Annotated in this window: 9 protein-coding genes; 6 read left to right on the forward strand and 3 right to left on the reverse strand. The window is 70.7% G+C overall.

Annotated features, from left to right (window positions below; all coding sequences use genetic code 11):
* Positions 1–10: 10 nt before the first annotated feature.
* Entirely contained in the window at positions 11–694 is a 684-nt protein-coding gene (locus ACSHV8_RS09590; protein ID WP_436531479.1) for a hypothetical protein, read from the forward strand.
* A gap of 40 nt (positions 695–734) precedes the next feature.
* On the opposite strand, the gene ACSHV8_RS09595 is transcribed toward ACSHV8_RS09590, so the two are convergent.
* Positions 735–1,640 (reverse strand): NmrA family NAD(P)-binding protein, encoded by a 906-nt coding sequence (locus ACSHV8_RS09595; protein WP_436531480.1) that lies wholly within the window; start codon positions 1,638–1,640, stop codon positions 735–737.
* 93 nt (positions 1,641–1,733) lie between these two features.
* Here ACSHV8_RS09595 and ACSHV8_RS09600 point away from each other — a divergent pair, with 93 nt between their 5' ends.
* Positions 1,734–2,294: a TetR/AcrR family transcriptional regulator gene (locus tag ACSHV8_RS09600; protein ID WP_436531482.1), complete on the forward strand. Its 561-nt coding sequence runs from the start codon at positions 1,734–1,736 to the stop codon at positions 2,292–2,294.
* 19 nt (positions 2,295–2,313) lie between these two features.
* Here the strand turns inward: ACSHV8_RS09600 and ACSHV8_RS09605 are convergent, their stop codons facing one another.
* Positions 2,314–3,423 carry an FAD-dependent oxidoreductase gene (locus ACSHV8_RS09605; protein ID WP_436531484.1) on the reverse strand — a complete coding sequence of 370 codons (1,110 nt, stop codon included), beginning with the start codon at positions 3,421–3,423 and terminating at the stop codon, positions 2,314–2,316.
* Between the two features lie 63 nt (positions 3,424–3,486).
* On the opposite strand from ACSHV8_RS09605, the gene ACSHV8_RS09610 reads away from it, so the two are divergent.
* From ACSHV8_RS09610 to ACSHV8_RS09625, 4 genes are all read left to right on the forward strand, one after another.
* Positions 3,487–3,948 (forward strand): MarR family winged helix-turn-helix transcriptional regulator, encoded by a 462-nt coding sequence (locus ACSHV8_RS09610; protein ID WP_436531486.1) that lies wholly within the window; start codon positions 3,487–3,489, stop codon positions 3,946–3,948.
* A gap of 11 nt (positions 3,949–3,959) precedes the next feature.
* Positions 3,960–4,127, forward strand: a complete 168-nt coding sequence (locus ACSHV8_RS09615) for a hypothetical protein (protein ID WP_436531488.1) — start codon at positions 3,960–3,962, stop codon at positions 4,125–4,127.
* A 175-nt stretch (positions 4,128–4,302) separates the two neighbouring features.
* Positions 4,303–7,470 carry a LamG-like jellyroll fold domain-containing protein gene (locus ACSHV8_RS09620; RefSeq protein ID WP_436531489.1) on the forward strand — a complete coding sequence of 1,056 codons (3,168 nt, stop codon included), beginning with the start codon at positions 4,303–4,305 and terminating at the stop codon, positions 7,468–7,470.
* Positions 7,471–7,568: 98 nt separating this feature from the next.
* A complete protein-coding gene (locus tag ACSHV8_RS09625; RefSeq protein ID WP_436531491.1) occupies positions 7,569–10,376 on the forward strand; it encodes an ATP-binding protein in 2,808 nt (935 codons plus the stop codon).
* 341 nt (positions 10,377–10,717) lie between these two features.
* Here the strand turns inward: ACSHV8_RS09625 and ACSHV8_RS09630 are convergent, their stop codons facing one another.
* Positions 10,718–11,968, reverse strand: a complete 1,251-nt coding sequence (locus tag ACSHV8_RS09630; protein ID WP_436531493.1) for an Ig-like domain-containing protein — start codon at positions 11,966–11,968, stop codon at positions 10,718–10,720.
* Positions 11,969–11,975 lie beyond the last annotated feature (7 nt).

The raw sequence follows: 11,975 nt of genomic DNA on the forward strand, positions 1-11,975 counted from the left end.
GAGAACACAGGTGCGTTTAACCCGTCTCGTCGTCGCCGGGGTGGCCGGCCTGGTCACCACCGTGCTGGCGGCCTGCGGCGACAGCCCGCCCACGCCGGCCGCCGCCGCTTCCTCGCCGGCCGCCCCGCCGTCCGTTCCGGCCGCGTCGCCGACCACGGCAGCGACCACCGCACCGGCGACCACCTCGCCGACCCGCAGACCGACCACGACCCCGGCCACCACCACGACCGGATCCAAGCCGGGGACCGTGTCGGACGTGTCCGCGCTCAAGGCGGTCGGCATCGACATCGACACCAGCGTGATCCTCGACGTCGCCGACGACGGCGTGGACCGGTTCCTGCAGGTCGGCAGGGGTGGCGTCGTCGACTTCACCGGCACCACGAGGACCGACTCCACGATGATGGCGCTGCGGGCGGCCGAGGTGAAGGCGGCCGGCCGGGTGGTCATCAAGCCGCCGTTCTGGAACGAGGACCTGGGTGCCGGCTCCTGCGTGGCCGACACGTCCGGCGCCGCGCTGAAACTGGAGACGTGCCGGCCGGGGAAGGCCTCGCAGACCTGGCAGGTGATCCCGGCCGGGGACTCCGGCCAGTTCGAGCTCAAGGGCGCCTACGGCATCCTCAGCATCGACAACGGCAAGCTCACGACCGGTTCGGGTGGCCGCACGGGCCTGCAGACCCTCGACTTCGCGAGCTGACCGATCGGCCCGCGACCGGAAGCGGTCGCGGGCCCGCCATTCACCCCGCGGCCGGGGCCATGTGGGTGTGGGCCCACTCGTCGAAGGACGTGACCGGGATGCCGAGCGCCCGGGCGAACTCCGGCCGGGCCGGCTGGCCGGCCACGTTCATCAGCTCCATGGGCAGGCCCGCGTAGGCCGGCATGCCCGCGGCCAGGGCCTGCGCCTCGGTCATGTCCGGGGCGGTGAGCGGCACGCCGAGCGCGCGCGACAGGATCTCCGCGATCGACGTCATCGGCCGGTAGTCGCCGGCCAGTTCCAGCTCCACCTCGTGGAAGCGCTCCGGCTCGGCCACGGCCGCCGCGACCGCCGCGCCGATGTCCTCGACCGCGATCAGGGACAGGAACGTCGACGGTTTGAGCACCGTCGCGATGCCCCCGGCCACGCCCCGCGGCAGCAGGTAGGCCGCCGAGAGCAGGAAGTTCTCCATGAAGAAGGCCGGCTTGAGCAGCGTCCACGATTCAAAATCGGCTTCCCGTACGGCATCCTCCACGCCCTGCTTGGCGGCGTAATACGGTTCGAGCGGCCTCCACCGGCCGGTCTCGTGGCCGGGTGCGGTCGCGAGCCGCCCGGAGCCGGACACCGACGAGTGCACGAACTGGGGCACGCCGGCCGACCGGGCGGCGTCGATCAGGTTGACCGCCTGGCGCAGTTCACCGTCGAAGTCGTAGGCGCCGTCGCGCACCTCGGGCATCTGCATCGAGAAGACGGCCCGGACGCCGTCGACCGCTCCGGTCAGCGATTCCCGGTCGCGCAGGTCGCCGACGACGGTCTCGACGCCGAGGGCGGACGCTTTGGCCGGGTCGCGGACCAGTGCCCGTACGGGAAAATCGGCTTTGCGAAGTGCCCGGAGGACGGCGCCGCCCTGCTGCCCGGTGGCGCCGACGACGAGGACAGGATCGGACATGGTGCCTCCCTGGAGATAAACGGCGGACCCCGCCGTTTCCATGGGAGTTAAGATACGGCGGCCCCCGCCACTTGGCAACCGTGAGGAGACGCGATGACCGGCCAGCGCGCCGACGCCCGCCGCAACTACGCGCTGCTGCTGGCCGTGGCCGAGCAGGCCATCGCCGACCAGGGGGCCGACGCGTCACTGGAGCAGATCGCGCGCACCGCGGGCGTCGGATCGGGCACCGTCCGGCGGCACTTCCCGACCCGGCACGCCCTGCTCACGGCCGTTTTCCAGAAGCAGACCGACGTGCTCGCCGACCGCGCCCGCGACCTGGCCGACCGCCCGGACAGCCGGGCCGCCCTGCTGGACTGGCTGGGCGACCTGCTGAGGTTCGCCGCGACCACCCGCGGCCTGGCCGAAGCCCTCAACCGCGACCACAGCGCCGCCGACGAGACGCACGACCACTGCGCCACCGCCCGCCTGATCGAAGCCGGCCGGCCCCTGGTCGACCGCGCCGCGGCCGACGGTGTGCTGACGCCGGGCGTGACCATCGGCGACCTGCTCAGCCTGATCACCGGCATCGCCCTGGCCACCGAACACCACCCGGACGCCTCCGTCGAGGCCGGCCGCCTGCTCACCCTCACGATCGCCGGCATCAGCCCACCCTGACTCGGGCGACGGTCGTGTCTCAGCCGGTGAAGACGCTGATCAGATTCTCGGCGGCGTCGGGGCCGAGCAGGTTCTGGTTGAGGATGCGGCCCTCGGTCGCGGCTTCGGTGGCTCGCGGGAACATCGGGGCCTCGTAGGCGGCCAGCGCGGCCTCCACGTCGCCCGGGTGGGCGGCGATGGCGGTGGCGAGTTCGGCCGCCTCCAGCATGGCCAGGTTGGCGCCCTCGCCGTTCGGGGGCTGGACGTGGGCGGCGTCGCCGAGCAGGGTGACGCCGGGGACGCGGTTCCAGCGGTGGTCGATCGGCAGGCCGAAGTGGGGGCGGTGCGCCGGCGGGGTGTCGCTGTCGGTGATCAGCGCGGCCAGTTCGGGCGACCAGCCCTCGATCTCGGCGGCGAAGCGGGCGGGCGCGTCCGGGCCGGTGAACCAGTCCAGCGGGCGCGACAACCACAGGTAGGCGTGCAGGTTGCCGTCGCTCTCGCGGTGGGCCAGCAGCAGTTTGCCGCTGACCGAGCGGTCGAAGACGAACAGGGAGCCACCGCCGACGGCCTTGGCCGAGGCGGGGTGGCGGCTGTCGGCGTCGAACAGGAACGTCTCGACGGCCGAGGCGCCCCGATACTCCGGCACGGCGTCGCTGAGCAGCGGGCGGACCCGCGACCAGGTGCCGTCGGCGCCGACCAGCAGGTCCGTGGCGACGGTGCCGCCGTCGGCGAAGGTCAGCTCGTGGCGGCCGTCGCCGAGCGGTCGGGCCGCGCGGACCCGGTGACCCCAGCGGACCGTGCCGGCCGGGAGCGAGTCGAGCAGCATCGTCCGCAGCGCTCCGCGCTGGACCTCGGGGCTGTCGCCCGTACCCTCGTCGGCCTTGTCGAACAGGATGCGGCCGTCGCGGTCGGTGACCCGGTAGGACTCGCGGCCCGGGAGGACCAGGCGGCGGAACTCGGCGGTCAGGCCGGCCGCGGCCAGGGCGGGCTGGCCGTTGTAGTCGTGGATGTCGAGCATGCCGCCCTGGGTGCGGGACGTGGGGGAGGGCTCGGCCTCGAACACGGTGGCCGGGATCCCGTGCCGGTGCAGGACGCGGGCCAGGGTGAGGCCGCCGAGACCGGCGCCGACGATGGTGACAGGAGTGGACATAGTTGCTCCCTCGTGAAGTAGCTCCGCGATAAAGCTACTTCACCGGGGTGCTAGATTCAACCCGTGACCGACGAGCACGAGCGGGTTGTCCAGAGCCTGCAGACCTTCGCCTCGACCCGGGGTGAGCTGGCCCGGCTCTTCGCCCGCAGCCAGCGCCTGCACACCACCGACGCCGCCGCGATCGTCGAGATCATCAACGCCGAGGAGCGGGGGCAGGCCCTGACCCCGGCACGTCTCGCCGAGCGGCTCGCCCTCACCACCGGGGCGACCTCGACGCTGCTGAACCGGCTGGAGGACGGCGGATTCGTCAGCCGGTCCCGGGGGCACAGCGACCGGCGCATGGTCACGCTGCACGCGACAGCGGCGGTCGAGAGCGCGGCCGACGCGTTCTTCGACCCGCTCGCCCAGCAGCTCAGGGCCGCGACGAGCGGCTACTCGGCGGCCGAGCTGGCCCTGGTCGGCGAGTTCGTCGACCGGCTGCGCGCGACCATGACCGCGTACATGGAATCGGTCGACCTGGAGTAGAACATCGCGTCGTGCGGCCAGGCGGCGTGCTGGGCGATCCGGACGCGGCCGCGGTGCTGCACGACGCCCTGACCGACGCCGCCCGGGGCGGCGCCACCGAGCATCCGGTCATCGTCGAGTCGCTGTTGGAGGCGCTGCGCACCAAGGTCGTCCGAGCCTGCGACGGCCTGCGCTTTTAGCCCGGCCGCACGGTCCGGGAGGTGTCGCGGCGGTCCGGAGCGGTGGCACGGGCCGGACCGCGCCGTACGGGAAAATCTTGCGAACGCGTTTGTTCCTGTTTCTTTTCGTTGACATCACACATGTAACTGCCTCAATGTGAACGTGTTACGTCGTATGGCGAAGGGAAACAACTCGATGCCGCGATCGCCGTGGAGACCGCTGCTCCTGGCCGCCCTCTTGGTCCTTTCCGTCCTGGTCGCGCCGGTGGGAGCGCAGGCCGCCGTCACCGTGCACGGCCTCAAGGGCGAGTACTTCCGGATGTCCGCCCCGGGCGCCCGGGACTTCGCCGAGCTGGGCGGGATCTCGCTGGACCCGAACATCGACCTGTCCGACCTGACCGGCAGCTTCCAGTCGTTCCTCGGGCGCACCGAGAACACGACGGCCCGCTGGACCGGCAAGCTGACCGCCCCGGCGACCGGGGACTACACGTTTTTCATGATCGGCGACAACGGTTTCCGGTTCTTCCTCGACGGGCAGCCGGTGATCGACCACTGGGTCGGTGACTGGGACGTGGAGCAGACCAGCGCGTCGGTGCACCTGACCGCGGGCGAGGCCCATGACGTCCGGGTCGAGATGTTCCAGGACGTCGGTGGCGCGAATCTGTTCCTGCGCTGGTCGGGCGCCGGGCTCGCGAAGCAGATCGTCCCGGAGAGCGCTTTCACGCCGCCGGACGGCTTCCAGGTCTTCCCGGTGAGTTTCGAGGTCGGTGCCGACGGCCGCAAACTGGTCGCCACCTTCGACGCGCCGGTCACCGCGCTCGGCTCGATCGCCACGCACCTGACGGTCGAGGCCGACACCACCCCGATGCCGATCGCGTCGGTCAGGAAGAGCGGCACGAAGCTGACCGTCACCCTGGCCGAGCCGATTCAGGCCGGTCAGAAGGTGCGGGTCAACTACGACGGCGCGGGCGGCCTGGTCGTCGACGGCGAGACCGTCCCGCAGATCATCCGCTCGGCGACCAACGCGTCCACGCATCGCCTGACCACGCCGTGGGGCGACAAGGTCGACACCCGGCACCCGCTGCCGGAGTACCCGCGCCCGCAGCTGACCCGCGATCAGTGGCTGAATCTGAACGGCCCGTGGGAGTTCGCCGGCGCCACCGCGACCCAGCAGCCGGTCTTCGGTCAGAAGCTGGCCGAGCGGATCATCGTGCCGTACCCGGTGGAGTCGCAGCTGTCCGGCATCGAGCGGCGCGAGTCGCACATGTTCTACCGCAAGCTGGTGACCGTCCCGAAGGGCTGGAAGGACCGGGTCAAGCTCAACTTCGGCGCGGTCGACTACCAGGCCAAGGTGTACGTCAACGGCACGCTGGTCACCGAGCACACCGGCGGCTACACCGCGTTCACCGCCGACATCACGAGCGCGCTGCGCGGTCACGGCCCGCAGGAGATCCTGGTCGACGTCACCGACGTGACCGGTCCGGATCAGCCGAAGGGCAAGCAGTCGCTGAACCCGGGCGGCATCGTCTACACCCCGTCGTCGGGCATCTGGCAGACGGTCTGGCTGGAGCCGGTCGCCGACGCGAGCATCGACGCGATCGTCACCACGCCTGACCTGACCACCAACTCGCTCAAGGTGGTCGTGAAGTCGGCGTCGGCGAAGGCCGGCACGAAGGTGACCGCCGTCGCGAGGGACAAGAAGGGCCGCAAGGTCGGGACCGTCACCGGGGTCGTCGGGGCGGAACTGAACCTGAAGATCGACAAGCCGCACCTGTGGACGCCGGACGACCCCTACCTGTACGACCTGGACGTCACGCTCGGCCGGGACGCGGTCGGCAGCTACTTCGGGATGCGGTCCATCGCCGTACAGAAGGTGGCCGGTTTTCCGAAGTTGGTGTTGAACGGGAAGCCGATCTTCTCCCTGGCCACCCTGGATCAGGGCTTCTTCCCGGACGGGCTGTACACCGCGCCGAGTGACGCGGCGCTCAAGTTCGACCTGGTGGAGACGAAGAAGCTCGGCTTCAACGCGGTCCGCAAACACATCAAGGTCGAGCCGGCGCGCTGGTACCGGCACGCCGACGAGCTCGGTCTGCTGGTCTGGCAGGACTTCGTCTCGGCCGACATCACCGGCCCGGCCGGGCAGCAGGCCTGGTACAGCCAGGGCCGGGAGATGATGGACCAGCTGCACAACGCGCCGTCGGTGATCGGCTGGGTGGTGTTCAACGAGGGCTGGGGCGAGTGGGACCGCACCGCCACCGGCCAGATCGCCGAGCAGGTCAAGGCCGCCGACCCGACCCGGATCGTGAACGCGCACAGCGGCGTCAACTGCTGCAATTCGCACGGCGACTCGGGTAAGGGTGACGTCATCGATCACCACGACTACAACAACACCGACCCGGCCTACCCGGACGCGACCCGGATCGCCATGGACGGCGAGCACGGCGGCTTCACGCTGCGCACCCCCGGGCACATGTGGCCGGGCACGCCCGCGGTGATCTACAGCGGGGTCGCCGACAAGGCGGCGCTGACTGCCAAGTACGTCGACAACACCGAGCGCTTCTACCTGGAGGCGGCCGGGGCCGAACTGTCCGGTTCGGTCTACACGCAGATCACCGATCTGGAGACCGAGCTGAACGGCCTCTGGACCTACGACCGGCGTCAGATCAAGGTCGACCCCGCGGCGGTACGGGCGGTGAACCAGCGCGTGATCGCCGCCGGGGCGAGCGCCGCGCAGAAGCCGCCACCGCCCGGTCACGGTGACTGGGCCCTGGACGAGAACTCCGGCCCGGTCGCGCACGACAGCGGCGGGACCAGCGACCTCACCCTGGCCGGGAACGCCACGTGGACGCCGGGCGTGTCCGGGTCGGCGCTGAAGTTCGACGGCGACGGCGACTACGCGGACAGTGCCGCGCCGGTCGTCGACACCACCGGCGACTACACGGTCACGGCCTGGGTCACCCTGGACAGGCTGCCGGGCAACTACGCGACCGTGGTCAGCCAGGACGGCCGGGTCACCGAGAATCCGTTCTACCTGCAGTACGGGCAGGGCGCGTTCGCGTTCAGCACACCCGGCGGCAACCGGGCCCGGCTGGTGGTCACCCCCGACCTGAACCGCTGGTACCAGCTGGCCGGGGTTCGCGACCACGCCACCGGCCAGGTCCGGCTCTACGTCGACGGCAAGCGGGTCGCGGCCACCGCCGCGGGACCGGATGTGATCAGCACCGGGCCGCTGTCGGTCGGTCGGGCGAAGTACGCCGGCAACAAGACCGACTACTGGTCCGGGAACATCGACCAGGTTCACGCCTTCGGGCGGGCCCTGACCGACGAGGAGATCGGCGCCCTGTACGCAGCCGAGGTCCGCTGAGGCGACGGTGGCGCGGGCCGGACGCCCGCGCCACCGTTTGTTGCTACGGGGGAGCGGATTTTCTCAAGCGCTCAGAGCAGTCACCGATAGTGCGGGGCATGTCGCAGAGTGTGAAGGAACGGCGCCGCCAGGCATTGCGCTCCACCGGCCTTCTCGATGCCGGGCAGGTGCCCTCGCTGGACAGGTTGACGTCTCTGGCCGCGCGTCTCCTGGACGCCGGCGGGGCCCTGGTCACCCTGATCGACACCGACCGCCAGCATTTCGTGAGCGCGCACGGCTTCCCCGGCCTGCCTGCGCACACGCCGCTACGCGGCTCCTACTGCAAGTTCGTGGTGCAGGACGAGGCGCCGCTGATCGTGCCCGACGCGCGCCTCGACGACCGGCTCCGGGAGATCGCCGACGTGCGGGCCGTCGCCTACGCCGGATACCCGCTGGCCACCCCCGACGGCTGCGTGCTCGGCTCGTTCTGCGTCGTCGACTCCCAGCGCCGCGACTGGAACGCCGACGAGCTCGGCATCCTCGAGGACCTGGCCGCGGCCGCCTCGATGGAGGTCGCCCTGCGGCTGGCCTGCGCCCGGGAGAGCACCGCCCGGATCCGCACCGAGGCGATCCTGCAGGGCACGCACGACGCGTTCGTCTCCACCGACCACTCCGGCCACGTCCTGACCTGGAACGCCGCCGCCGAGCGGATGTTCGGCTACACGGCCGCGCAGGCCCGGGGCCGGTCCCTGGCCGAGCTGATCATCCCGGCCCGCTTCCACGACCTGCCGTCGGTGCTCGGCCAGCAGATGTCGGTGACCGTGTCCGGCAGCGCCGGCAAGGAGTTCCCGGCCGAGATGATGTCGCAGGTCGTCGACGACGTGCTCTACTACTCGTTCGCCCCGGACAGCGCGTTCCTGCAGGCGCTGCTGGACAGCCTGGACGCCGGGGTGGCCGCCTGCGACAGCCAGGGCCGGCTCACCTACTTCAACCGCAGCCTGCGCAAGATGCTCGACGGCAAGGATGCCGACGCCGACCTGCCGATGGCCGAGTGGGGGAACTACTACGGGGTCTACACGCCGGACGGCCGGAACCGGGTCGAGCGGCCGCCACTGGTCCGCGCCCAGGCCGGTGAGATCGTCCGGGGTGAACACCTGATGATCCGCAACGGCGAGCAGCGCCTGCACGTGGTCTCCAACGCGCGCCCGATCGACACCGCCGACGGCCGGCGGCTCGGCGCCGTCGCGGTGCTCGGGGACGTCACCGACGCGTACCGGGCCGAGGGACTGCGCCGGGCCCGGCACGCGGTCGCGCAGGTCCTGTCCGACGCGACCAACGCCGAGGACGCGGCCATCCGCTCGGTCGCGGCGATCACCGACGAACTGGGCTGGCTCTGCGGCGAGTACTGGCAGGTCACCGACGACCGCCAGCAGATCGTGCGGCTCAGCTCGCACACCACCGGCGACCGCGACCTGACCCGGTTCACCGGAGACGAGGGGCTCAGCTTCGTACGCGGAGAAGGTCTTCCCGGTCTGGTCTGGCACCGCAACAACGAGGTGTGGTGGCACACCGGCACGATGCCCGAGGACATGGTGTCGTTCGGCCGCGGCGCGCTGCGCGAGGTCGGCATCCGGGTCGCGGTCGGCGTGCCGGTGCGCTCCGGCCGCCGCACCCTCGGGGTGCTCGCCTTCTACACCGAGACCGACCTGCCGTACGACCCGGACACGGCCGGCATGTTCGACGCGGTCGGCGCCCACCTCGGGCACTTCCTGGAACGCCGCTGGGCCGAGGAGATGTCCCTGGCCCTGGCCGACGCCCGGCGCAGCTTCAACCGGGTCGTCGAACAGGTCAACGACTACGTCTGGACGGTCGAGGGAGTCGGTGGCGAACCGCCGCGGCTCGTCTACGGCAGCCCCAACGCCTCCGGCGTGTTCGGTGTCATCCCCGACGACCTGGACACCACCCCGACCCTGAGCGCGCGACTCCACCCCGACGACGCCGACCTCATGGTGACTTTCCAGCGGGAACTGGCCGACGGGGACACTGCCGAACTGGAGTGCCGCATCCTCGGATTCGACGGCGAGACCCGCTGGGTCTGGACCCGGGCCAAGGCGCGCTGGGAGGACGACCGGTACTTCGTCGACGGGCTCAGCACCAACGTCACCGAACGCCGCGAACTGGCCGACCGGCGCGAAGAACTGCTCGAACAGGAACGCCGGCAGGTCGAGCAACTGCGCGCCCTGGACCAGATGAAGGACGAACTGGCCGCCGTAGTCATCCACGAACTGCGCAACCCGGTCGGGGTGATCCGCGGCTACAGCGAAACCCTGCTGGACTCGCCGTCGCTGACCGGAACCGAACGCCGCTACGCCGACGTCATCGAACGCACCACCCTGCACCTGCAAGGACTCGTCGACGACCTGCTCGACCTGGCCCGGCTGGCCGCCGGCCACCTCAGCGTCGACCCGCGCCCGCTCGCCGTCGGCGACCTGATCCGCGACGTGATCGAGAACCACACACCCAGCGCGGCCACCAAACGGCTCACCGTCGTGGACCGGGTCGAGGCACCGCTGACCCTGCACGCGGACGGGCGGCGGCTGCGGCAGGCCCTCGACAACGTGATGTCCAACGCGATCAAGTACACGCCCGAGGGCGGCACGGTGACCGTCACCGCGTTCCGGGACGGCGACGAGATCGCCATCGAGATCAGCGACAACGGCATCGGCATCCCGGCCGAACAGTATCCACACCTGTTCAGCCGGTTCTTCCGGGCCAGCAACGCCACCCAGGCCGGCATCAAGGGCACCGGCCTCGGCCTGGCCGTGACCAGGGCCATCCTCGAAGCGCACGCGGGCACGGTCACGGCCGGCCCGGCCGAGGGCGGCGGGACCACGTTCACCTTCCGGATGCCGCTGGCACCACCCTGACTACGCGCTGCGGGCCAACGCGGCCAGGAAGCGTGCGCCGGAACTCGGGATGCGACACCGACCGGTTCGCCGCCTCCCGCACCGCCGCGCGCACCTCGGGTGACGACATGCCACGGCGTCCGCCCCGGCGTTCGTCGGCCGGCGCGAACTCCAGATGGGCCTCCACGCGGCCAGCCGGTCGTATCGGCGGCGGGCTTCGGCCTGGCCCGTCTGCAAGCCGCGAGCCGTGGTGAGCCGGATCGTCCAGAGCGCGGGGTCGTCGGCCAGATCGTGGCCGACCACCCGGTGCAACAACGGCGCGACGCCGGGAACCTCGGACCCGAAAACGGATCAGTCGGGTGCTAGTTGCCGTACTTGTCGAAGGAGACCGTCCAGTCGCCCAGGCCGTTGGTCAGGCCCAGGGTGCGCGGGCTGTTCTTGACGTCGACCACGTCACCGACCATGAAGTTGTCGAACACCCACTTGGCGTCCTCGACGCTCAGGTTGACGCAGCCGTGCGACTTGTTGGCCACACCCAGCGAATGGTTCCACGGCGCGGCGTGCAGGAACTCGCCCGAGTAGGAGATGCGGGTGCACCACTGGACCTTGTCGTCGCCGTAGTAGTACGGGTTGTTGGGGTCGGTCACCCCGTAACTCGACGAGTTCATCGTGTGCCACTCCTCCTTGGAGAGCACGACGTGCGGGCCACCGGCGGTCCAGAAGTTGATCTCCTGACCCTGGGCGCCCTTGGTGGTGCCGCCCATGCCGAGGCTGCTCTTCATGGTGCGCACGACCTTGCCGTCGATATACACCTTCGTGATGTGGGTCCGGTTGTCGGCGACCGCGATCAGCTGGCGGCCGATCCGGAAGTTGGTCGACGCGTTCTTCTCGCCGTAGACGCCCTTGCCCAGGTCCTTGCCGAGCATGTTGACGCTCACCTTGACGGTGGAGCCGGCCGCCCAGTATTTCGCCGGGCGCCAGTGCACGATGCTGTTGCTGACCCAGTGGAACTTGCCCTCGACCGACGGCGAGGTGGTGATCTCGATCGCCTTCTCGGCCACCTCCTTGTCGACCGAGTGGCTGAACGCGACGATCACCGGCTGGCCGGCACCGTAGGTCCCGCCGGTCTTGAGGGCGTTCAGCCCGTTCGCCTGGAAGGTGACGTGGGTGGTGGCCTTCGGCTTCACGGTCGCGAAGGTCGACGTCTGCTCGCTCGCGGTGCCGGCGCTGTCGGTGGCCTTCACGACCACCTTGTACGACTTGTTGTAGGCCAGATCGTCGGTCGACTGCCAGGTGCCGTCGGACTGGATCTCGCCGGCGACCTTCGTCTTGCCGGCGGTCACGGTGACCGACTGCAGCGTGCCACCCTGGGCGGCGACGGTGATCGGCTTGGACAGGGCGACGCCGGTGGCCTTGTCGGCCGGGGTCACGGTCAGCTGCACGGTGGACGCGGCCTCGGTGGTGGGCGCGGCCGACGCGGCCTCGTTGTCCGCCACCGGGTCGGTCCAGACGGCGTTGCCGGAACTGGCCGAAGCGCGTGCGGAACAGCCGGCGGCCGTGGCCGTGGCGGCCACACCGAGTGTGCCGATGATGACCTTACGTCGCTGAATCATGGTTCTC

Source organism: Actinoplanes sp. HUAS TT8 (genome assembly GCF_051380535.1).
In the GTDB taxonomy this organism is placed as follows: Bacteria; Actinomycetota; Actinomycetes; order Mycobacteriales; family Micromonosporaceae; genus Actinoplanes.